The sequence below is a fragment of the Planococcus sp. CPCC 101016 genome, assembly GCF_007859295.1.
Taxonomy (GTDB): Bacteria; Bacillota; Bacilli; order Bacillales_A; family Planococcaceae; genus Planococcus.
In genome coordinates this window covers 568,392-590,134 of record NZ_VOHB01000002.1, presented here as the reverse complement: position 1 = coordinate 590,134, position 21,743 = coordinate 568,392, and the positions used below count along the sequence as shown (strand labels likewise).

Sequence of the window (21,743 nt, the reverse complement as noted above, 5' to 3'; positions counted from 1 at the left end):
TAGACAAAGTCAAATTAAAATGAATAGGATGTATAATCCAACCGGGCTGGCCACTTCGCTTTCCGTGGGCTCAGCTTCAGCCTCCTCGTCACTGGAAAAACCCATGCTCCTGCATCGCTGCGCTAGCTTCGTCGCAAAGGCTTGTCCTTGCAAGCTTCGGCCAATGCCTTTCCTGTGGGGTCTTCAGCTTTCGTCGCTGCGCTGCTTCCAACAGGAGTCTTCGTGGCCAGCCCGGTCGGGATCGTATGGTTTCAATCAAAGGCAGAAGCCTGCTAGTCAGCTCAGGATAAATAAAGCCTGAGTAAGACTGTTAAAAAACCCTTCACTCGAGGATCCGAAGCGCAAGGCGGCGAAGGGCAGAGATATGCTCCTGCATCGCTGCGCTGCTTCGTCGCAAACGAGTCAGGCACAGCCCGACTCGCTTCCTGCGGGAAAGCGAAGTGCCGAAATCCACTCGGACGTAAGGCCGAGTTAGTTCGGCGCGAGCCCGCGGAACGCGTCCGCCTGGAGCGCAGGATCCGGTGCAAGTAAAATGAAATAAAGTTTCATTCGTTTAGTGACATATATATTCTTTTGTCTACAAGCTCAGACGGTAGGAAAAATTCTGCCGTCTTTTTTTATAGACCTCAATAGGAGCGCGGCATCTTCAGGACATTCTGTCCAAGATAAGCCAAAATCATATTGTTGCTGACAGGTGCCACCTGATACATTCTTGTTTCTCTGAACTTCCGTTCCACGTCATACTCATCGACAAATCCATAACCGCCAAATGTATCCAGGCAGACATTCGCTGCCTGCCAGCTCGCTTCACTGGACAAAAATTTCGCCAGATTGGCCTGTTCTCCAAATTTTTCATCCTCATCAAATCGCCTTGCTGCTTCATAACGCATCAAGTCGGCTGCTTTTATTGCTGCATAAGCGCGGGCAATGGGGAATTGGATCCCTTGATTTTCACCTATTTTCCGGTTGAAGACCTCGCGCTCATTGGCATAGTTGGTGGCTTTATCAATAAAGAAATAACCGTCGCCAATCGCTTCCGCTGCCAATAAAGTCCTCTCCGCATTCATGCCGTCCAGCACATAGCGAAACCCTTTGCCTTCTTCTCCAATCAAACATTCAGCCGGAATTTCCATGTTTTTGTACCAGACTTGATTGGTTGCATAATTGAACATTGCACGGACCGGCTCAACAATCAGAGATTCTGGCTGTTGCTCACGAATGATTCGCAGGTCCACCAGGAACAGGCTAAGCCCTTCCGTCCGCCGTTCCCCAACTTCCTCAATCGGAGTTGTTCGTGCGAGAAGCATCACCAAATCCGACTGTTGTAAGCGGCTGGTCCAATTTTTATGGCCATTGACCACATAGCCATTCGCCGTTTTTTCAGCAAAAGTCTCAATTGCAGTTGTATTCGATCCTGCTTTTTCTTCCGTCACGGAAAATGCCTGAAAGCGGATTGAGCCATCTGCAATTCCAGGGAGATATTGTTTTTTTTGTTCTTCGCTGCCATGCTTCAATAATGCGCCCATTGTATACATCTGAGCATGGCAACCAGCAGCATGCCCTCCGGAGCGGTTGATTTCTTCCAAAATGACGGTCGCTTCCATCATCCCGTAACCTTTGCCGCCATACTGTTCAGGAATCAATGCTGACAAGTACCCGCTTTTTGTTAATGCATCCACAAATTCATACGGGTATTCCCGCTCAAGATCCAACTTTCTCCAATAGGAATTAGGGAATTTTGAACATAGCTTTCTCACTTCCTGCCGCAACTGCTCTCGTTCCAGTGATGTTAATTTTGTCATTCTCATTTCCCCTTTCGAATGCCCGCTTTTCGTTAGGTAGTCAATTTGCCGATTTGCTGATCTGAAAACCCAAGCTCCGATAGAATGGTTTGCGTATGTTCGCCAACTTCCGGAATTGGATTCATGACGGTATCCACTTCATCTGATGTAACAGGAGGAATCAGCGCTTTTAATTTACCGACTGGCGAATCCACTTCCCTCCAGCGATTGCGTGCCGCTAATTGTGGATGCTCGACCAATTCATTCATCGTATTCAGCCGTGCATTGGCAATCCGTGACTGCTCCAGCCGCTCGATAACTTGACTGGAATCCATCGTCTGAAATACGTCTTCGATAATTGTTTTCAAAGCCGTTTTATTGGCGACTCGGTGGGAATTGCTATTGAATAATGCATCAGATGCCAGACCGGGATCATTTAATACAGTTTCACAAAACTCCACCCATTCTCGTTCATTTTGAATTCCCATAAAGACCATTTTTCCGTCCCCCGCTTTAAAAGGACCATATGGATAAATTGTTGCATGGCTTGCCCCGGTTCGCTGGGGTTCATTTTCTCCATAAGCAGAGTAATAGAGAGGGTATCCCATCCATTCCGCCAGTGCTTCAAGCATGGAAACTTCTATGATTGCACCTTTTCCAGTTTTATAGCGCGAAATGATAGCGGTTAGCACACCGGTATAGGCATACATGCCTGCCGCAATATCCGCAATGGAAATTCCAGCTTTAGAGGGCGTATCCTCAGTTCCGGTAACTGATACCAGCCCCGCTTCACATTGGATCAGCAAATCATATGCTTTTTTATTGGTGTAAGGCCCAACAGTGCCATAACCGGAAATCGAGCAAATGATCAGCTCTGGATACTTCTCCTTCAGTTCGGCGGCGCTGAATCCCAGCCGATCAACCGCACCTGGAGCAAGATTGTGCAGGAACACATCTGCCTTTTCCAGCAATTTATGCAAAACCTCCTTGGCCTCTTCCTGTTTTAAATCTAGCGCCAACGACTCTTTTGAACGATTAATCCACACAAAATGGCTGGCCATTCCTTTGACCGTTTTGTCATAGTTTCTGGCAAAATCCCCTACCCCAGGCCGTTCCACCTTAATGACGCGGGCACCCAAATCGGCTAATTGCCTTGTCGCAAAAGGCGCTGCAACAGCCTGTTCCAAAGAAACAACGGTTATTCCTTCCAATGGCAGCATATGAATTCCTCCTTCTGGATGTATTAGTTGAACTAAAATCATCTTTTTATATAGCTTTAAAAAAGGTTTGAAGAGTAGTTTCAGCACAATAGTGTTCATTTAAAAATAAGCAGCCCAACTTAAACCTTTGTTCAAATCAGCCCAATCCAATTCCACCAAGTAGCAGCTACCAGAATAGTTGTTGCCATTGATAGGACTGTGGCGTATAAACCGGGCTTCAAAAAATCTTTTTGCGAAATCATTCCGGTGCTGTGGGCAATCAGGTTCGGCATGGATTCTACAATCAGCACAAATCCGAAAAGGCAGGTCAATCCCGTTGTAAAAGCAATTGCCAGTGGATCAATGCCGGCGTTTTGCGCGACGCTTATGACAATCGGCACCAGCACCACAACAGCGGTCGCGACATTGGAAATCATCTTATGAAATATCTGAGCCAGAACAATGACGATGACCACAGCAGAAAACGGATTTTGGATAAGCTGCATAAACCAGCCCACACTGAGATATTGGCTGATGGTAGTAGCTGCACCCGAATCCACGAATGTATAGCCCATAGACAATGTGACACTGATCAACAAAACGGTATTGTAGTTGATCCGGACGACCGGTTCCCATGAAGCGACACCGATAATTGGCAATGTCATCAGCACCACACCGGCTAATGCCGGTACACTGGGATGCAGGCCATGAAGAGGTTCTGTCAGCCAAAAAATCACGATTGCCAGCAGAATGGCCAAACAGCGTATTTCCCGCGCGTTGACCGGACCCAATTCCTTCAACTTCTCCGTCATTTCATCTTTGATTGCTGGAAAGTATTGTTGGTCTTCAGATAATGGAAAGACCTTCAGCAGCATGAGCCATATTGCCGGAATCAATATCAACCAAATTGGAAACGTGTAGTAAAACCATTGAAAATACGTGATATTGATTCCCGCAAAACGATTGAGCAGTTCCACTGTCAAAATATTGCCGATAGCCGCAGTCATAACAGAGGTTCCGCTGATAATCCCTCCAAAAGCAACTCCCAGCATAATCATTTTCCGCAGATTCCCACCCGGTTCAGCATGGGTCGTTTCGATGATCATCGTTGAAACTGGCAGAATCAGCGCCGACCGAACAGCAGTAGAAGGAATAAAGAACGCCTGGATTTGTTGAATAATGATAATGCTGCCTAGCAATCCTGCTGATCGGCTGCCCCATTTTTTCAGAATCGTATAGCTCATCCGCTTAATCAAGGCAGTTTCGTTGACTGCGGTGGCCAACATCATACCGCCAACAATCAAATAAGTGGCAGGCGAGGAAAATCCACTGAAGATAACCGAAGTATCAGCAATTCCGAACAATAGCATTAATAACAGAATAATTAATGCCGTCAATCCAATCGGAATCGGTTCCAGTGACCATAAGATAATTCCAAGCGTAATGATGCTGGTCATTACTTTAGCAGCGTAGGAAAATTCATTCGGCAATAGAAAATAGGCGGTAAGAAAACCCAAAACAGCGATGCCTATAAACAGAAGTGTTTTCCTGTTTTCTGCCATATTGCTTTTCATGTTTTCTTCCTCCCTTTTTCCAGCCGAAAAGCTTCACTTAAAAGCAGAAAGAATGAATCCTTATTCTTTTGAAGCCGCATAACAAATCCAACCGCCGAAATGATTGGTTTTGAAAAAGTTCGCAACCCGGTGAAACCCCGACTCCCTCAATAGTCCACGTATGGCAGATTCAGAAATCGAGGATTCGGTTAAAGTTCCTTTCATGAGCTCATCCACTTGCGCTTCAGGCAGATTGGTCATATCCAGCCAGTAGTTTCTCCATAAAGCCACCAGCTCTTTAAATTCGGAATCATTCGGATCTCCGAATTTACTGACCAATACGAAAGGGGCACCTGGATTTAGATGGCTTCTTATTTTCATCAGCAATGCCTTTTTGTCTTCTAGTTCAGGCACGAAATGCAACACGAGAATACAGGTTGCCCCATCAAAGCTCTTTTCTGTTGGCACCTCCATGACCGTGCCATTTATCCACTCGATGCGATCTTCAATTCCTGCATGCTCCGCTTTGGCTTTGGCCGCTTCCAGCATCGCCTTCGAAGGATCGACAGCTGTAAAACGCCATTCCGGATTCGGTACACCAAATGCTTTCAATTCGTTGCCGCCTCCGCAGCCGACTACCAGTACTTCGGCGTTTTCGTTAAGAGCACTTCGCAGAAAGGTTTGCGAAAGGCGAAGCATCGGGTCATAAGTCGGCAAAGTCCGCCTCACCCCTTTATCATATTCTGTCGCAATCTCTTGATTGAATTCCATTTTCTCGGCCATCTTTACCCCTCCTTTCCTTAGCCAGCCACTATTTTCCGATCGTCAACAACAATCCATACAAATTACTTTTTTCTTCGAAGCCGATTCCCGGTACTTCAGGAAGCCCTACATAGCCATCTTCCACCGCATACCGATCCGCAAATCCCCCAAAAGGTTCAAAGACTCCTGGGTATGATTCATTGCCATGAAGTGCCAGACCCGCTGCAATATTAAGGGACAGTTGATGACCGCCGTGGGGAATGCAGCGGCGTGAAGACCAACCGTGTTCTTTCATCATGTCGAGAATCCGCAAGTATTCCACCAGGCCATAGCTAAGCGCACAATCGAATTGCAGGAAATCTTTTTCCGGGTTCATTCCTCCGTAACGAATTAAATTGGTCGCATCCTGAAGCGAAAACAGATTTTCGCCTGTTGCCATGGCATGCGGATAACGTTTGGAAAGTTCTGCTTGCAGATGATAATCCAAAGGATCTCCAGCTTCCTCGTACCAAATCAACTCATAGTCTTTCACTTTTTCACCAAATTCGATGGCATAATCCAAATCAAAACGGCCATTTGCGTCGATCATCAATCCGCTGCCTTTCGGTAAAATGGCCAGAACTGCTTCAATCCGCTGCAAATCTTCATTTAGCGAAGCGCCTCCGACTTTCATTTTCACGTCACGATAGCCCAAATCCAGATAAGATCTCATTTCGCCCTGCAGTTCGGTCAATCCTTTATCCGGGAAATAATAGCCGCCTGCCGCATAGATATATACTTTGTCATCCGTTTTGCCTGTACCATAGCGATCCGCAAGCAATTGGTATAAAGGTTTCTCTTCAATTTTTGCAACGGCATCCCAAACTGCCATATCGATGACTCCCACTGCAACTGCGCGCTCGCCGTGGCCTCCCGGCTTTTCGTTAGCCATGATAATGTTATGTATTTTATGCGGATCCAGGTTGGATCCATCGTCTGTTACGATATCTTTTGGATCCGCTTCCAGCAGCCTTGGGATAAAGCGCTCTTCCAATAGACAAGTAGGCGCATACCGTCCATTTGAGTTAAAGCCGTAGCCGACTACAGGTTTTCCATCTTTGATGACATCAGTGGTGATTGCTAATGCAGAAGTAGTCATTTTACTAAAATCTATATAAGCATTCCGGATGGGACTGCTGATTGGCACTGTTTTTACATCGATTTTCTTTATTTTCACTTTGCTCACCTCATCAAATTTTTAGGAAGATTTCTTAGGACTTTCTGTTTCCCAGTACTTTTTTCGCTTTTTTATAAACCGGATAATCCACAAACTGTCCTCCTACTTTAATCGAAGCAACACCACTTTCTTCAGCCTTTTCAAATGCCTCAACAATTTCTTTGGCTGCTTCAACTTCCTTAGCTGTGGGCGAAAATACTTGATGGACAAGTTCCAGCTGTTTTGGATGGATGACCAGCTTCCCCTTAAAACCAAGCTGTTTAGCAAACAACGCTTGTTTTTCCAAGCCTTCTTCATCTGTTAAATCAGGAAAAACTGCATCGATAGGAGAGCTGATGCCAGCAGCTTTTGATGCAATGACCAATTGCGAACGGGCAAACAACAGTTCCAGCCCTTCAGGCGTCAATTCGCAATCAATATCTAATGAAAAGTCGATTGATCCGAATGCTAAAGCAGAAACTAGCGGATCGGCGGATGCAATTGTATAGGAGAATTGCATCCCCTTGGCACTTTCAATCAATGGAATCATTTCAAATTCTTCGTCTTTGACTTCCCGAATCTTACGTATTCTATTGGCAACAGCTTGAATTTCCTGCGCTGTCTCTGCTTTTGGAACCATAATGCCTCGAGCACCATTTGAAATTGCCACTTCTAAATCTTCTTCCCAAAAAGACGTCCCTAAATCGTTTATGCGGACGATAATTTTGCTTTCCTTTTTGTATGCGGTCAAAGCTTCTCTCAGCACTTCTCTTGCAACTTGTTTTTCAGATAGTGCGACAGCGTCTTCCAAGTCAATTATGACAATATCAGCAGAAGATGAAACCGCTTTCTTTATTATTGAAAGATTCGTTGAGGGCACGAATAAATAAGAGCGTGACACATTCGCTGCCTCCTCTCTAGCTATTGGATATTGGATACAATATTATTTTAATGCTTATATTACTAAATAAATCACTGAATGTAAATTGATTTCAGAAAATTTAGTTCATTTTGGTTAGCAGAGGTCGCTCTTATTTGTAAGCGATTCGCCTTTAATTTTTTCGGAGGATTGCTATGATTTCATCGGACACTTCAGAGGTGGAAGAACTTCCGCCTATGTCTGCCGTTTTGATGCCAGATTGCATTGAAGTTTCAATAGCTTCCAGCAGCAGCGCACCCATTTCAAGTTCTCCGAAATGATCGAGCATCATTTTAGCTGTCCAAATCTGTCCGATGGGATTAGCGATTCCTTTGCCGTAAATATCAGGTGCTGAACCATGCACCGGCTCGAACATGGACGGATATTTCCCATTTAGATTGATATTCCCTGCAGGCGCAATTCCAATACTGCCCATTATGGCTGCTCCAATATCACTTAAAATATCTCCAAATAAGTTGCTCGCCACTACAACATCCATAGTTTGCGGTTTGGTGATAAAGAAAGCTGAAAGAGCATCAATATGTTCGCTATTGGTTTGAACATCATCGTAATTCTTTGCAACTTCTTTGAACACTTCATCCCAAAACGGCATGGAGTGGACGATTCCGTTGGATTTTGTAGCGCTCGTGACTCGGCCGCTTCGCTGCCTGGCCAATTCGAAGGCATATTCGATGACGCGGGAAACTCCTTTTTTTGTGAAAACAGCATTTTGAATGACAATTTCATCCTCACCGCTGTGAACCCTGCCTCCAATACTGCTGTATTCGCCCTCGCTGTTCTCGCGCACAATCACAATATCGAAATCTCTCGGGTTTGATAAGGGAGAGATGATGCCTTTCAATTGTTTTGCAGGTCGGATATTGATGACCTGCTCAAATTCTCGGCGGATTTTCAACAGCAAGCCACCGAGTGAAATATGATCAGCCACCAATGAAGGGTCTCCAACAGCACCTAGGAATACCGCATCGCTTTGCGCAATCTTGCTTAAACCATCTTTTGGCATCATTTCCCCGTGCTGCACATAATATTCTGAGCTCCAGGGATGATGGATCGAGTTGAATTTTAAACCACCATGGATTTCTGCTATCGCATCTAAAACACGCAATGCCTCAGGAACAACTTCTTTTCCAATGCCGTCTCCCGGAATAACCGCTAATTCCACTTGCTTCATACCGTTTTCCCCTCTCGCTTGCCCGATTTCTTGCCTATATAAAACTTTATTCTTTCATCATCTCGATCAAGTTTTCTTTAGTCCTTAAAATATGCTTTTCTGTAATTCTTCTCAGTTGGACTTCGTCTTTTTGCTTTACGTATTCTAGCATTAGCCGATGCTCCTCATGCGAATCTTCCAGGTGATTTGATAATAGACTCGGCGTATAGGGTGGAATTCCTTTCCATAAGGTTTCGATGAATCCCTGGATCCTTCTCCACGGACAGCTTTCCCTTAAAATCCGATGAAACTCTGAGTTCAGCTTCATAAAAACTTCGACATCGCTTTCGTCAGCTTTTAGCTCAATCATCGCATCGTATAAATTCTCAAGTTCCTGTATTTCCTCATTCCCTAAATAAGGCAGTGATTTCACGACTGCCTGACCTTCCAGAAGGGCTCTCAATTGGTAAATCTCTTCAATATCTTCAGTAGAAATCGGCGTGACCACGGCACCTCTTCTTGGTTCAATTCTGACTAGACCTTCCACTTCCAGCTGACGCAAAGCTTCTCGAAGCGGCATCCGGCTGACACCCAATTTATGTGCCCATTCCTCTTGCATCAGACGTTCGCCCATTTTAAACTCGCCTTTGAGTATTAATTCCCTTAGCTTGTTTGTCACTTTATACTGTAGAGTGGCTCTATCCTGTTCTGTTAATTTGAATTTCTCCATATGGCACCCCTTAAATACGTTTTCCTTTAGATTCAGTAAAGAATACTTGTATTTTAACATTAAAGACCACCTTCGAGTATTGGGGAATCAAGACCCTTTAATTTCCACAGCGAACATCTCTTCAATATATTTTATAATCGCCGTATGATCCTGGTCGCCTCCTCCTTGAGACCAGGCATGCTTCCAGAGCTGGAAGGAAGCGCTGGAAATAAACATTGGCACCTTTTCTTCTTCTGCCATCGCCATCGCGATTTTTAAATCTTTGACCATTAAGTCCAAGGTAAAGCCGACTTCGAACTTTCTGGTCAGCACTTGATTTGGGAATTTGAAATCACTGGAAAAACTTCTGCCTGTACTCGCATTAATGACATTTAGCATTTTCTCGGGGTCAAGGCCCAACTTAACTCCAAGAGCCATCGCTTCTCCCGTCGCAGCCAGTGTAGTTGCAGAAATCATGTTATTCAATGCCTTGATCGTGTGGCCCGCTCCTGCTTCTCCGACATGAAAAACATTGGCTCCCATGCAGTCCAGCAGCGGTTTAGCTCTATTAAAATCAGCTTCCTCTCCTCCTACCATAATGGATAAAGTACCTTCTTCTGCTTTTTTGACCCCTCCACTCACTGGTGCATCAATCATCTTCAGGCCTTTCTCTTTCAGCAATGCACTGAGTTCTTTTGTTACAGAAGGAATCGATGTTGTCATTTCGATCAGCAAACTGTCGGAATTCATACCCTCCATCAAACCTTTCGGACTCGTCAGTGTTTCTTTAACTATAAAGACATTCGGCAAGACCGTGAGAACGTATGAATATTTCCGTGCTAAATCAGCAGGGCTTGTTGCCTCTTCTGCGCCCATCTCCACAAATTTCCGTACAAAATCTTTATTGAGATCGAAAACACCAACTTCCACACCTTGCTCCAGCAACCTTTTCACCATACGGCCGCCCATATTTCCTAAACCGATAATTCCTGCTTTCATCTGTTCTGCCCCCTTTTGGGTGTCTTATCACTCATTCTTTATTGCTTGTATTTTGCGACGCCATCTTTGTAGATATCACCGCCATGGATATCATTGATGACAAATACCGGAAAATCTTCAATGGTCAATTTACGAATGGCTTCTGTTCCCAAATCTTCATAGGCAACTATTTCCGCTTTTTTAATTGAACGGGCAATCAATGCGGCAGCTCCTCCGACAGCGCCAAAATAGACGGCTTTATGTTTCAACATTGAATCAATGACTTCTTGGCTCCGATAACCTTTGCCAACCATTCCTTTCAAGCCTTTTTCGAGTAACGCCGGCGTATACAAGTCCATTCTTCCGCTCGTCGTAGGACCGGCAGAACCGATCACTTCTCCAGGCTTCGCTGGAGTAGGTCCGGTGTAATATAACACTTGGCCAGCTAGTTCAACAGGCAGCGGCGTGCCTTCTTTCTCCTGCTCCACCATACGTTTATGAGCTGCATCCCTTGCTGTGTAAACAACACCTGACAACAAAACCCGGTCTCCAGCTTTCAATGATTGAATGTCTGCTTCGCTTAAAGGCAGATTGATTTTCTTCTGCATCCTATTCCCCTCACTTCAACACGATCGTTTGGTGGCGGCTCGCGTGGCAGTTCAAATTGACAGCCACCGGCAAAGCCGCAATATGGCAAGATTCCAATTCCACTTTGACATCTAGTGCAGTCGTACTGCCTCCCATCCCTTGAGGTCCGATTCCGAGCCGGTTGATTTGCTCCATCAATTCCAGTTCGAGCTCTGCAACAGCAGGATCTTCATGCCGTACACCCAATGGCCGGAACAAAGATTTTTTCGCTAAAAAAGCACAGCGTTCAAAATTGCCGCCGATGCCAATTCCGACGACCAACGGCGGACACGCATTCGGTCCTGCTTCTCTAACGATGGATAAAATGTATGCCTTAACTCCTTCCATCCCATCAGATGGTTTCAGCATTTTCAAGGCGCTCATGTTTTCTGCGCCGCCGCCTTTAGCAGTCATATGCAGCGTCAATTCTTCCCCTTCAACCAAATCGATATGAACTATGGCTGGCGTATTGTTTCCTGTATTCTTCCGGTTCATCGGATTGTAGACCATGGAATTCCGCAGATAGCCTTCTCCGTAGCCTTTTTCTACGCCTTCGTTGATGGCATCCACCAGTCTTCCACCAACAATATGACAGTCCTGGCCCACGTCTACCATAAAGACTGCAGTGCCGGTATCCTGACACATGGGAACCCTTTCGGCTTTAGCAATGTCGGCGTTATCGATCAGCTGCGTCAACACTTCTTTGCCGGTTTCCGAACGCTCCGTCTGCAATGCTTGTTTAAACGCCGAATAAACGTCTTCTCCGAGATTGTAATTGGATTCCATGCACATGGCCTTTACTTCTTCCACGATTTTTTCATAAGTGATTTCTTTCATTTGTCTCCCTCCTTCCTTTTTGGTGCTCCACTGATATAAAAGGTGCCCAGCGCCTTTGCGACTAATTTCCCGGAATCATCATGAATGGCGCATTCAGACACGACTGTAGTTCTGCCTTGCCTAAGAATTAAAGGAGTTGCAATCAAACGTGAACCTTGGCCTTTCTCAATAAAATTCACTTTCAACTCCAAAGTGAAAACTTTTTCTCCTTCCGATAAATTTTGCAGGATGCTGAAACCGATGGCGACATCGGCCAAAGTGTAAATAGAGCCGCCCTGTGCCACCCCATAAGTATTTTCATTCTGAAAACCCAATGCCATTTCAGTCGTTCCATCTCGGTTTTGTACCATGCCCAAAAATCGTCCAAGAAAATGCATCGGCACCGCATTGCCAGTTGAATGAGCCGGTGGTTCTTGCAAAAGCGTTAACAAATAAGCTGTTTGCTCTAGTTCTTGTTCATTCAAGGTTTCCATTTGTTTCTGCAAGCTCTCGACTGTCACTTTTTTCTCCGTGTTCTGTTCCATAAAAACGCCCTCTTTACATGAATTGCCGTTGCATCTGTTCGTCCCCTCAACTTTAGCGCTGCTTATAATGTATCCATCAGTTCACCAATGTTCACTGTGGCTTCCAGATTCATCAAAGCCTCTGCTAAAAGCTGACGCTGTTCAGTCGGCAAACGGCTGGCCATACCCATGAATTTCTCAAGCAAATCCTCTGAAGTCACCGCATTTTCCGGATCTCCTTTCGGAAAATCTGTCTGCTTACTGATTTCTTCGCCATTTTTCAATAAGACCTTGACCGCTGCTCCCCATTGGCGTGGGTAACTGGCATCAATTACAGGATCCGTATGGACATTTACTTTTTTGGTGAGTCTACGGATGTCTTCATCCCAAAGCTTATCTTGATTAAAATCTTCTAAGCCCGCACGGCCATTCAGCAGAGCCAATGCCGAACAAAATTGAAGACTGAACTTAGCCGCATATTCTGTTTGAGGATCGTCGTTGTCTGTGATATTTAGTGCTACCTGATAAGAATCTACATCCACAGATTCGATTTCCTCCAGTGAAGGATGCTGGTCTTTGAAAACGTCAATCAATAAATCAACGGCATGATGAGTATGCCGACAAGAGGCGTGGATTTTAAAGGAGTTCTCCAAGACTTTGAATTCTTTACCGAGGTTTTTCGTTATTTTTGAAGCATCATACTCTTCGCTCATGGCTTTAAAGAAGCCGCGATCGCCTTCAAGGATTTTTTGGGGGCCGGTAAAGCCTTTTTGTGCCAACAAGGCGGCCAATGTGCCATTCATTGCAGCTTTACCCGTGTGCAGTTGTTTCGTCATGGCCCCGTCTACAATAAATTCCCATAAGCCAGCCGCTTGAGACCCTGCGTTTCCCAAGGCATTGGCCAATTGGTCTTCCGTTAAGCCAAGCAGTTTACCGGCAGCAGTAGCGGCTCCGAAAGTCCCACAGGTAGCCGTATTATGCCAATAATAATAATGGGAGGGCGAAACCGCTTCGCCGATTCTGAAGCAGACTTCGTATCCTGCCACCACGGCAGTAATCAGTTCTTTTCCGCTCAATTGTTTCCATTCCGCAATAGCCAACGCGGCTGGAATGACAACAGTGGCCGCATGGATGATCGATCCTTTATGGATATCATCTAACTCCATGACATGGCTTGCTGCACCGTTCACTAAAGCCGCATTTAAAACGCTCGATTTCCCTCCAGTAAAAAGCTTCGCCTGTTCAAGCCCACCCATTTCATTAACCAAATCGCTGACCATTTGAACCGGTACTTTGTCAGACCCCGCAATCGCGGATCCAAAATAGTCGAGAATGCACAATTTCGTAAATGATATGACTTCTTCCGGCAATTCATCATATGTGAGCGCTAAAGTGTATTTTGCCAATTGTCTGCTTAGCTCCATTCGGGGCATCTCCTTCCGTTAAGCATTAAACGCCTTATTTTGTTCATTTACCTTGCCATTCTGGTTTGCGTTTTTCATTGAAAGCCAAAACACCTTCCAATCGATCTTCCGAATTTGCGCATTTATAGTATTGATCCAGTTCTATTGACAAAGCGGTGTTGATATCTGTGTGAAGCCCGGTTTGGATTGATTTTTTAATGGCTTGCAGGGACAATGGCGCGTTTCGCGCAATTTCTTTGGCAATCTCCACGGTCTTCGGCAACAAATCTTCTTTTGAAAAAACGCCATTTAGAATTCCAACTTCCAACGCTTTTTGCGCGTCGACTTGATTTCCTCTAAAAAGCATTTCTTTTGCCAAACCGACTGGAATGGCGCGCGGCAATAATTGAGTCCCCCCGACACCTGGAATGATTCCCAGCTTCACTTCAGGTAATCCCATTTTGGCGTGTTCTGCAGCGTAGCGCAGATCGCAGCTCAACAGCATTTCCATACCGCCGCCAAGAGCAAAGCCGTTAACTGCAGCAATTACCGGAAACTTGAAGTTTCGCAGCAGTTCATAGGCATCTTCAAAGATATCGTGCTGCTGCTTCCACTGTTCATTAGACATGCCTTTCCGCTCTTTTAAATCCGCTCCTGCACAAAAGCTTTTATCCCCTTTAGCGGTAAACACCAGGACTCGCAGGTTTTTCTGCTGTTCCAATAGATTCAGGCAGTCAATCAACTCTAAACCCATTTTTGTATTCAGTGAATTCATTGCTTCAGGTCTGTTCAATTCGATCATATAAACATTCTCATCGCTATGTTCTTCATTTAAAATTAAGGTTTCCCAATTGGTCATAATAGCCTCCTCCAAGTTTCTGTCTGTGTTGCACTAAAAAACTTCCTTTTTCCACCCTACTTGGGCATGGCTTCAATAAGAGAGCTAAACAATTTTGAGACGATCAAAATTAAAATCCCTACTTATTTCAGCTTTCTATTTCTTTTCAGGAACCGGATACTTCCGGTCATATGGCCCTGCCTTTAGGACATAGCTTGGTGTTGCATGGCCGACAAGTTGCTGAAGCATCTGTGAAGCATTTATCAACCTATCCAGGGACAAACCAGTTTTAATCCCCATACTGTGCAGCATATGGACTGCATCTTCTGTACAGATATTGCCTGTCGCTCCAGGAGCAAATGGACAGCCGCCAAGACCCCCTAAAGAAGCATCAAAACTCGTGATGCCTGCGTGCATTGCCCCTATCATGTTCGCAAGGCCCATGCCTCTTGTGTTATGGAAATGAAGGTTGAATTGCTGTTTTGGAAACTTGCTTGCCAGCTCCGATACCAGATCGTAAACCTGCTGTGGATTTGCCATGCCAGTAGTGTCAGCGAGCGTAATTGTTTCTATTCCCAATGGCGCCAGTTGATCAAGAATCCAGTGGATTCTTTCTTTCTTCACTTCGCCTTCAAAAGGACAGCCGAAAGTCGTCGCAATCGATACACTCAAGCCCATAGTATGCTCATTGCAGTAGTGTAGAATTTCCTTCAGTTCTTCTAACGACTCTTCTGTACTTTTTTGGACATTCTGCAGATTATGTGTATCGCTTGCCGAAAAAACAAAATTCACCTTTTTTACGCCTTTGTCCTGCGCATTCATTGCTCCCTTTAAATTTGGAATCAATGCAATCAAATTCATACTGTCAGCATTTTTTGAAATCAGCTCGAATAGCTCACCGCTGTTTGCCATTTGCGGTACCAATTTTGGGTGGACGAAAGATCCGAATTCCACTGTTTGAACTTTCGCTTCCACCAATTGATCAAATAAAATTTTTTTCTCATCGATTGACAGCACTTTGTCTTCCAGCTGAAGCCCGTCCCTTAGCACCACTTCGTTTATTTTCACCTTTTTAGGAAGGTTCATGTGGATTCTCCTCAGTTCCAAAATTGATTGGTATAATTTTCTCAATAGTGTATATTGTACAGAAACCATCTACTGTTCAATTTTCTTAAGAAATGAAAGGAAGTGCCTTCATGGAGATTTTTAATATTTTCTTAAACATTATTGTGCCTATACTCATTTTGATTGGACTTGGCGCATTTTTGCATTTGAAATTTCAATTTGATTTACACACATTGGCAAAAATCAATATCTATTATTTGGTTCCCGGATTGATTTTCATACGTCTTTACGAAACTGATTTGGCGTGGGAAATGTTTTTCAAAGTATTGGTGTTTTTTATTTTTTTGTCTTTATTATTGTATTTTGTATCCAAAATAATCAGTAAATTCCTTGGCTTCAGTAAAGGACTGAGCATCGCTTTTTCCCATAGCTCTCTTTTCTACAACTCTGGCAACTATGGAATTTCTGTAAATGATTTGGCCTTCCGACAAGATCCAATTGCTATGGCGGTACAGGTATTGGTTCTTACGTTTCAAAACCTGTTGGTCTATTCCTATGGCATTATCAGCTTGCAGCGATTGGACAAGTCAAAAATCAAAGCTGCTGTCCCTTACTTTAAAATGCCGGTGCTCTATGCCATGTTTTTCGGTCTGATGCTGAATGCGTTTGACCTTACTCTCCCGCAGTTTCTCTACACTCCTGGCTCTTATATTGCAGATGCACTGATTGCATTAGCACTTTTGACTTTGGGAGCGCAGGTCGTTCAATTGAATTTCACTAAAAACATGCTGACCGTCTATTTGAGTGTCGGTGTAAGGCTCATCATCAGCCCGCTTCTGGCTTTTATCATCATTCAGTTCCTCAACGTTGATGCCATAACTGCTCAAGCAATGTTTATCGCTTCTGCCGTTCCAAGTTCTGTAAACAGTGCCATCATCGCACAGGAATACGACAATGAAACCGCATTTGCTGCTCAAGCTGTTCTTGCATCGACTATTTTCAGTGCATTATCTGTAACGATTGTGATTTTCCTATCACGAATTCTATTCGTCTGAGGAAATGTGGACTATTGTTCTTTGTCCATTTCATCAAATACTTCTTTAGCTGTCCTAAAGCTGTCAATCGCCGCCGGTACACCGCAATAAATGGCTGTTTGCAGAAAGACTTCCTGAATTTCGTCTCTTGTTAAGCCATTATTGACGGCTCCCCGGACATGCAGCTTTAATTCATGCGGTCGGTTTAATGCGGTAATCATTGCCAGATTCAGCATGCTGCGTGTCTTTTTCGACAACCCTGGACGAGCCCATATCTCTCCCCAGCAATACTCGGTTACCAATTCCTGCATAGGCATATTAAAATCAGTCGCATTTTGAATCGACTTATCCACGTATTCTGCACCTAATACACTTCTGCGTATTTCAAGTCCCTGTTCGAATTTCTCTTTATTCATTTCCATTCTCCTGTCTGTAATGTATTGCCGCTTCAGGCGGCTAGTTCTCCAGCAACGCTCTTTTCTTGAACAAAACTTAAACTGAAAAAGCTGGCTATGGAATCAGCCAACTTTTTCAGTTCTCTCAACTATTATTGACCAGCAGCTTCACGTGCCGCTTCGTATACATCTGCACCGATTTGATCCTCAAACTCATCGTAAATCGGTTCCAACGCTGTCCGGAACTCTTCGATTTGTTCAGGTGTCAGTTCAATGATTTCAACCAATCCTCTTTCACGAATCAACTTCAGGGCTTCTTCATTCAAACTCATTGCTTCTTCGCGTGCCACAGTTGTTCCTTCATCTAGCCCGGCTTGCACAATTTCTTTAGTTGCATCATTCATGCTATCCCAAAAATCCGTATTGGTGAATACAGCGTAATCTACGCGCGTATGATTCATAATCGTCATGTAGTCTTGTACTTCATCAAATTTCTTGGATTCGATATTGCTGAATGTATTTTCCTGCCCCTCTACCACCCCTTGATCCAATGCGGTGTAAAGCTCTCCAAACGGAATGGATTCAGATCCAGCCCCCATAGCAGAGTAGATAGCTTCCAGTACTTGTCCGCCTTGTGTACGGAATTTCAAGCCTTGGAAGTCATCCGGCGAATCGATTGGCCGCTCGTTATTGGTAATATGTTTACCGCCGTTTGGCCACATTGATAAACCAAGAACTCCATCGCTTTCAAGGCTTCCTAAGATTTCCTGGCCTTTTTCTCCATCCCAGAAGGCAATCGCTTCTTCATCGTTGTCGAACATGAAGGGAAGAGCCGGCACATTAAATTGTGGATTGTTACCGACAAATTTGGTTAAATCCGGCGCGATAAATTGAACATTATTCGCTACCAAGTTTTGATATTCATCCTGATCTCCGAACAATGAACTATTAGGATAGATTTCCACTTCGATGGCTCCATCTGACTCTGTTTCAATATATTCCTTCATTGCAAGTGCACCTTGATGTTTTGGTGTATTTTCAGCTACAACGTGAGAGAACTTGATCGTCATTTCCTGAACACCGTCACCTCCGCTTTCCCCACCGCTTGCTGCTTCATCACTGCCACAAGCAGCCAATACAAGTGCTGACATTAAAAGTGATGTAGACAAAATATACTTTTTCATCTAAAGAACCCCCTTATTGGTTTTTGAACCTGTACATACTTAAAACATTTTTGTAAGGGCTTACATTTCTCAAACTGCACCTGCCTTTCTCTCAGCCCGTGTTGCGCTAACTACAAAAAATTTTAAGCTGATCTCCTTTTGATGAATTTTGGATACAACTCATCACAAAACTAGCATAATAAAAAAAGATTGTAAAGAAAAATTTTAATTTTCTGTTTTCTATATATTTCATCATATTTTTATTTATATAAGTAAATATTATCCTATATACCTATTAATATAAGGTTAATATTAACACTAAATACTCATATAAGTTTTCAGTGAATTCAAAAATTTAACTTGTTATTAAATTAGAGTTGTATTATGATTTGACTAATTCTTCTCGTATCCAAAATACAAAACGTTTAAGGAGGATTCAAATGAAATTTCTGAATCGTATTGAAAGCGCTTTCTCAATTGTTCTGTTCCTGATTGGCATCGGCATCAGCCTCTACTCCGTATTTATGCGTTACATTGTAGGCACGTCCCAAAGCTGGGCGACAGAAATCTATACCATGCTTTTAGTCTGGGCCATCTTTATTGGCTTTTCATCAGCCTTGAAAGAAGATAAGCATATTGCAATCGATGTAGTCTATGACAGGTTCGGACCTAAAATGCAGCATTTTTCTCAAGTGGTTACATTGGTGATTGGCGCAGCCTTCAGTGTGTTTATCATTTGGACCGGCATGGATATGGTGACCACTGCCTACAGCCAAAATATCAAAACAATTGATGTGGGCTTTCCGATCTGGATTAATTATTTGATTATGCCGATTGCTGGCACCTTATTGTTTATCCGGTTTTGTGAAAAAGCTTATCGGTATTTCTTCAAGAAAGAAAATGTTACGGGCGGAGGAGATGCAGAATGGAAGCAGCTGTAATTGTAATTATATTGCTTTTTGTCTTTGCTTTCTTACGGGTACCAATTGCAATCAGCCTGGCAGTTTCCAGCATCGTCGGTCTCTATATGGTTGATTTTTCCTTGAATACGGTTATCCAAAGAATGTTTACAGGCATCAACAGCACCACATTAATGGCGATCCCTGGATTTGTCTTCGCTGGTTTGGTCATGGCTAAAGGAGGAATATCCAAATATTTGATTGAGTGTATTCGCTCCTGGGTTGGTCATACAAAGGGCGGTTTATCCGTAGTTACGGTCATCACCTGTATGATATTCGCAGCCATTTCAGGATCAAGTCCCGCAACAGCGGCTGCTATTGGAGCCATCATGATTCCGATGATGGTCAAAGCTGGCTATGAAAAGAGCTATTCCATGGGCTTGGTCGCTGCCGCTGGAACATTGGGTATTCTAATTCCTCCATCAATCCCGCTAATCCTTTACGGATCCGTTTCTGAACAGTCAACCGGAAGATTGTTTTCTGCGGGGATTTTACCGGGGTTATTGCTTGGCTTAGCTTTGATTATTTATGCGGTATTTGTAGCACACCGAAAAAATTATGGCGGCTTGCCTAAAGTTCCTTTAAATGAACGCTGGCGCCCTACCCTAAAAGCAACATGGGGACTCATTATGCCAGTTCTCATTTTAGGCAGTATCTATACAGGGATCGTTACACCAACAGAAGCATCCTTTGTGGCCGCTTTGTATGCGATTATCATATCTATATTTATTTACAGAGAAATGAACTGGTCGCAATTCATCGAGATCACCAAAGAATCCATCAATACCACTTCGATGATTTTCCTGATCATAGCAGCAGCCTTGGTTTTCGGTATGTTCCTAACGACCGAACAAGTTCCACAGGATTTTGCAGCCTGGGTCAGTGACAGCGGATTCAATAAATGGACGTTCTTGATCATCGTCAGTTTGCTGTTCTTTGTTCTTGGCATGTTCCTTGAACCGACTGCAATCATTTTGATCACTTTACCGATTCTACTTCCTATCATTGGAGCCTTGGAAATCGACGTCATCCATTTTGCTATCATTATGGTAGTCAATATGGAATTGGGAATGATTACACCTCCTGTCGGACTCAATTTGTTCGTTGTTAGTGGAATAACCGGTGAAAAAGTTGAAAGAGTTATAAAAGGCGTGGTCCCATTCTTTATGATATTTATCATCGTTTTGATCCTAATCATCATCTTCCCTCAAATTTCTTTGTATCTAACCTGATTCTCTTGAGGGCTTACCAATATATTAGCGTGCATAAGAAAAAGACGGCAGAATTTCTGCCGTCTTTTTCTTATGGTTTGCTGAGTTTTAATACAGAGCGATACAGCACATCAACAGCAGCCAGCATAGAGGCTTCATCAAAATCGAATCGTTCGTTATGATGTCCAGCTGCCAGATCACTCCCAACGATGCAATAAGTAGCCAGGCCTCCGTGCGCTTTTACATGTTCCATGTAATAGGTCGCATCTTCAGATCCTGCTGCATCGGTGGACCAATCAATTGTTTTAGTCAGATAAGGCGAAGTTTGGGCGATTTCATGCAAAGCTTCAACCAATTCTTTGCTTGGAATGCTGCTTTTAGCTTCCCCAACCACCTCAGTCGTGACTTCCACCCCATACATTGCTGCAGCTCCTTCAAGAACAGCAAATGCCTGAGCACGAATATAATCATTGATTTCGGATGTTTCTCCACGGGTTTCAATCTTCATGTGAGCAGTGGCCGGAATGATGTTGCGTCCTGAACCAGCATTCAGCACCCCGACGTTGATCCGCGAAGCTCCAGCTGAGTGGCGTGGAATTCCATGCAACCCCAGAACTGCTGAAGACGCAGCCAGCAATGCGTTGCGCCCTTCCTCCGGCTTGCCGCCAGCATGCGAAGCTACCCCTTTAAAAATCACATCCAATTTTGTTGTGGCTAAAAATCCGGCATTGCCCGCTACAAACTCACCGGTGGGTACACCGGTTCCGAGATGCATGGCGATGAAGATATCGACATCATCAACGACGCCAGCTGTCACCAAGGATTTGGCTCCACGGGTCCCTTCTTCCGCAGGCTGGAAAATCAATTTGATGGTTCCTGCCAACTGTTCTTTATTGTCCATCAAGGTTTTGGCAAAACCCAGCCCGATTGAAGTGTGTCCATCATGCGCACAGGCATGCATTTTGTCTGGATTGACCGATTGAAAGCCCTGATCGAATGGAATATGGCCATCAGCCAGTTCCTCTTGAATATCCAGTGCATCCATATCAAATCGGTAAGCAAGGACTGGTCCTGGGTTGCCAGTGTCCAGTTCAGCAACTATCCCGGTCATGCCATCTTTGAAATTTGGCAGCCATTCCGGATCTCCTCCATTCACCTCAGCCCAGCGATAATGTTCATCGAGAATTTCCTGGCTTGGCACGCCCATCCGTTGATCGGCTTTCATGACTTCTCCAGCCATTTTCAACGGGTAGCCCAGATCGAATAATTTTTTGGCAACGAGAGATGCGGTGCGCATTTCCAAAAATCCGGATTCTGCGTGCTTATGCAAATCGCGGCGCCAGTTGACCATCTCTTCTTGCAGCTGTTCATCAATTAGTTTTTCTGCCACTTGTTGCCCTCCTCCTTATGCTCAGTTTTTGTCGCCTTGACACTCAGCGGG

21 protein-coding genes are annotated in these 21,743 nt (G+C 44.2%); 3 read left to right on the top strand and 18 right to left on the bottom strand.

What is annotated here, in order from left to right; genetic code table 11:
• Nucleotides 1-626 precede the first annotated feature (626 nt).
• The 15 genes from FQV26_RS02795 to FQV26_RS02725 form a co-directional block, all read right to left on the bottom strand.
• Nucleotides 627-1,802, bottom strand: coding sequence for an acyl-CoA dehydrogenase family protein (locus tag FQV26_RS02795; protein WP_146555850.1), 1,176 nt, complete (start codon nucleotides 1,800-1,802; stop codon nucleotides 627-629).
• A 32-nt stretch (nucleotides 1,803-1,834) separates the two neighbouring features.
• Nucleotides 1,835-3,001: a CaiB/BaiF CoA transferase family protein gene (locus FQV26_RS02790; protein WP_146555849.1), complete on the bottom strand. Its 1,167-nt coding sequence runs from the start codon at nucleotides 2,999-3,001 to the stop codon at nucleotides 1,835-1,837.
• A gap of 131 nt (nucleotides 3,002-3,132) precedes the next feature.
• Nucleotides 3,133-4,554, bottom strand: a complete 1,422-nt coding sequence (locus tag FQV26_RS02785) for an SLC13 family permease (RefSeq protein ID WP_146555848.1) — start codon at nucleotides 4,552-4,554, stop codon at nucleotides 3,133-3,135.
• A gap of 60 nt (nucleotides 4,555-4,614) precedes the next feature.
• The gene (locus tag FQV26_RS02780) at nucleotides 4,615-5,316 is read right to left on the bottom strand and encodes a class I SAM-dependent methyltransferase (RefSeq protein WP_261384250.1); all 702 of its coding nucleotides are present in this window, start codon (nucleotides 5,314-5,316) and stop codon (nucleotides 4,615-4,617) included.
• A gap of 28 nt (nucleotides 5,317-5,344) precedes the next feature.
• A complete protein-coding gene (locus tag FQV26_RS02775) occupies nucleotides 5,345-6,511 on the bottom strand; it encodes a mandelate racemase/muconate lactonizing enzyme family protein (RefSeq protein WP_186759600.1) in 1,167 nt (388 codons plus the stop codon).
• A gap of 34 nt (nucleotides 6,512-6,545) precedes the next feature.
• Complete coding sequence (locus FQV26_RS02770; protein WP_146555847.1) at nucleotides 6,546-7,391, bottom strand: HpcH/HpaI aldolase/citrate lyase family protein; 846 nt, start codon at nucleotides 7,389-7,391, stop codon at nucleotides 6,546-6,548.
• Between the two features lie 151 nt (nucleotides 7,392-7,542).
• On the bottom strand, nucleotides 7,543-8,601 hold the full coding sequence (locus FQV26_RS02765; protein ID WP_146555846.1) for a tartrate dehydrogenase: 1,059 nt from the start codon (nucleotides 8,599-8,601) through the stop codon (nucleotides 7,543-7,545).
• A gap of 46 nt (nucleotides 8,602-8,647) precedes the next feature.
• Nucleotides 8,648-9,310 carry a GntR family transcriptional regulator gene (locus tag FQV26_RS02760; RefSeq protein ID WP_146555845.1) on the bottom strand — a complete coding sequence of 221 codons (663 nt, stop codon included), beginning with the start codon at nucleotides 9,308-9,310 and terminating at the stop codon, nucleotides 8,648-8,650.
• Between the two features lie 87 nt (nucleotides 9,311-9,397).
• Nucleotides 9,398-10,288 carry an NAD(P)-dependent oxidoreductase gene (locus tag FQV26_RS02755; RefSeq protein ID WP_146555844.1) on the bottom strand — a complete coding sequence of 297 codons (891 nt, stop codon included), beginning with the start codon at nucleotides 10,286-10,288 and terminating at the stop codon, nucleotides 9,398-9,400.
• Between the two features lie 38 nt (nucleotides 10,289-10,326).
• Entirely contained in the window at nucleotides 10,327-10,875 is a 549-nt protein-coding gene (locus tag FQV26_RS02750) for a Fe-S-containing hydro-lyase (protein ID WP_146555843.1), read from the bottom strand.
• 10 nt (nucleotides 10,876-10,885) lie between these two features.
• On the bottom strand, nucleotides 10,886-11,731 hold the full coding sequence (locus FQV26_RS02745) for a fumarate hydratase (RefSeq protein WP_146555842.1): 846 nt from the start codon (nucleotides 11,729-11,731) through the stop codon (nucleotides 10,886-10,888).
• Complete coding sequence (locus tag FQV26_RS02740; protein WP_146555841.1) at nucleotides 11,728-12,255, bottom strand: PaaI family thioesterase; 528 nt, start codon at nucleotides 12,253-12,255, stop codon at nucleotides 11,728-11,730. The genes FQV26_RS02745 and FQV26_RS02740 overlap by 4 nt, the downstream gene beginning before the upstream one ends.
• Before the next feature lie 62 nt (nucleotides 12,256-12,317).
• Nucleotides 12,318-13,658 carry an MmgE/PrpD family protein gene (locus FQV26_RS02735; protein WP_146555840.1) on the bottom strand — a complete coding sequence of 447 codons (1,341 nt, stop codon included), beginning with the start codon at nucleotides 13,656-13,658 and terminating at the stop codon, nucleotides 12,318-12,320.
• A 43-nt stretch (nucleotides 13,659-13,701) separates the two neighbouring features.
• Nucleotides 13,702-14,496 carry an enoyl-CoA hydratase/isomerase family protein gene (locus FQV26_RS02730; RefSeq protein ID WP_146555839.1) on the bottom strand — a complete coding sequence of 265 codons (795 nt, stop codon included), beginning with the start codon at nucleotides 14,494-14,496 and terminating at the stop codon, nucleotides 13,702-13,704.
• 135 nt (nucleotides 14,497-14,631) lie between these two features.
• Nucleotides 14,632-15,561 (bottom strand): hydroxymethylglutaryl-CoA lyase, encoded by a 930-nt coding sequence (locus tag FQV26_RS02725; RefSeq protein ID WP_186759598.1) that lies wholly within the window; start codon nucleotides 15,559-15,561, stop codon nucleotides 14,632-14,634.
• Between the two features lie 110 nt (nucleotides 15,562-15,671).
• Here FQV26_RS02725 and FQV26_RS02720 point away from each other — a divergent pair, with 110 nt between their 5' ends.
• The gene (locus FQV26_RS02720; protein ID WP_146555837.1) at nucleotides 15,672-16,595 is read left to right on the top strand and encodes an AEC family transporter; all 924 of its coding nucleotides are present in this window, start codon (nucleotides 15,672-15,674) and stop codon (nucleotides 16,593-16,595) included.
• 11 nt (nucleotides 16,596-16,606) lie between these two features.
• On the opposite strand, the gene pcaC is transcribed toward FQV26_RS02720, so the two are convergent.
• Both pcaC and FQV26_RS02710 read right to left on the bottom strand, forming a co-directional pair.
• Nucleotides 16,607-16,990 (bottom strand): 4-carboxymuconolactone decarboxylase, encoded by a 384-nt coding sequence (pcaC, locus tag FQV26_RS02715; RefSeq protein WP_146555836.1) that lies wholly within the window; start codon nucleotides 16,988-16,990, stop codon nucleotides 16,607-16,609.
• Between the two features lie 131 nt (nucleotides 16,991-17,121).
• Entirely contained in the window at nucleotides 17,122-18,153 is a 1,032-nt protein-coding gene (locus FQV26_RS02710) for a DctP family TRAP transporter solute-binding subunit (protein WP_146555835.1), read from the bottom strand.
• Between the two features lie 419 nt (nucleotides 18,154-18,572).
• Between FQV26_RS02710 and FQV26_RS02705 the strand changes: the two genes are divergently transcribed.
• Both FQV26_RS02705 and FQV26_RS02700 read left to right on the top strand, forming a co-directional pair.
• Complete coding sequence (locus tag FQV26_RS02705; protein ID WP_146555834.1) at nucleotides 18,573-19,073, top strand: TRAP transporter small permease; 501 nt, start codon at nucleotides 18,573-18,575, stop codon at nucleotides 19,071-19,073.
• Nucleotides 19,058-20,323 (top strand): TRAP transporter large permease, encoded by a 1,266-nt coding sequence (locus FQV26_RS02700; protein WP_146555833.1) that lies wholly within the window; start codon nucleotides 19,058-19,060, stop codon nucleotides 20,321-20,323. Before FQV26_RS02705 ends, FQV26_RS02700 begins: the two co-directional genes overlap by 16 nt.
• Before the next feature lie 70 nt (nucleotides 20,324-20,393).
• Here FQV26_RS02700 and FQV26_RS02695 read toward each other — a convergent pair whose 3' ends face one another.
• The gene (locus FQV26_RS02695) at nucleotides 20,394-21,692 is read right to left on the bottom strand and encodes an amidohydrolase (RefSeq protein ID WP_315898431.1); all 1,299 of its coding nucleotides are present in this window, start codon (nucleotides 21,690-21,692) and stop codon (nucleotides 20,394-20,396) included.
• Between the last annotated feature and the right edge of the window lie 51 nt (nucleotides 21,693-21,743).

Bases quoted from the DNA above. Each gene is read 5' to 3' on its own strand.
- FQV26_RS02700 (WP_146555833.1), top strand. From the start codon at position 19,058: ATGGAAGCAGCTGTAATTGTAATTATATTGCTTTTTGTCTTTGCTTTC.
- FQV26_RS02755 (WP_146555844.1), bottom strand. From the start codon at position 10,288: ATGAAAGCAGGAATTATCGGTTTAGGAAATATGGGCGGCCGTATGGTG.
- FQV26_RS02795 (WP_146555850.1), bottom strand. From the start codon at position 1,802: ATGACAAAATTAACATCACTGGAACGAGAGCAGTTGCGGCAGGAAGTG.
- FQV26_RS02765 (WP_146555846.1), bottom strand. From the start codon at position 8,601: ATGAAGCAAGTGGAATTAGCGGTTATTCCGGGAGACGGCATTGGAAAA.
- FQV26_RS02735 (WP_146555840.1), bottom strand. From the start codon at position 13,658: ATGGAGCTAAGCAGACAATTGGCAAAATACACTTTAGCGCTCACATAT.
- FQV26_RS02750 (WP_146555843.1), bottom strand. From the start codon at position 10,875: ATGCAGAAGAAAATCAATCTGCCTTTAAGCGAAGCAGACATTCAATCA.
- FQV26_RS02780 (WP_261384250.1), bottom strand. From the start codon at position 5,316: ATGGCCGAGAAAATGGAATTCAATCAAGAGATTGCGACAGAATATGAT.
- FQV26_RS02730 (WP_146555839.1), bottom strand. From the start codon at position 14,496: ATGACCAATTGGGAAACCTTAATTTTAAATGAAGAACATAGCGATGAG.
- FQV26_RS02785 (WP_146555848.1), bottom strand. From the start codon at position 4,554: ATGAAAAGCAATATGGCAGAAAACAGGAAAACACTTCTGTTTATAGGC.
- FQV26_RS02740 (WP_146555841.1), bottom strand. From the start codon at position 12,255: ATGGAACAGAACACGGAGAAAAAAGTGACAGTCGAGAGCTTGCAGAAA.
- FQV26_RS02705 (WP_146555834.1), top strand. From the start codon at position 18,573: ATGAAATTTCTGAATCGTATTGAAAGCGCTTTCTCAATTGTTCTGTTC.
- FQV26_RS02720 (WP_146555837.1), top strand. From the start codon at position 15,672: ATGGAGATTTTTAATATTTTCTTAAACATTATTGTGCCTATACTCATT.
- FQV26_RS02760 (WP_146555845.1), bottom strand. From the start codon at position 9,310: ATGGAGAAATTCAAATTAACAGAACAGGATAGAGCCACTCTACAGTAT.
- FQV26_RS02745 (WP_146555842.1), bottom strand. From the start codon at position 11,731: ATGAAAGAAATCACTTATGAAAAAATCGTGGAAGAAGTAAAGGCCATG.
- FQV26_RS02790 (WP_146555849.1), bottom strand. From the start codon at position 3,001: ATGCTGCCATTGGAAGGAATAACCGTTGTTTCTTTGGAACAGGCTGTT.
- FQV26_RS02710 (WP_146555835.1), bottom strand. From the start codon at position 18,153: ATGAAAAAGTATATTTTGTCTACATCACTTTTAATGTCAGCACTTGTA.
- FQV26_RS02725 (WP_186759598.1), bottom strand. From the start codon at position 15,561: ATGAACCTTCCTAAAAAGGTGAAAATAAACGAAGTGGTGCTAAGGGAC.
- pcaC (WP_146555836.1), bottom strand. From the start codon at position 16,990: ATGAATAAAGAGAAATTCGAACAGGGACTTGAAATACGCAGAAGTGTA.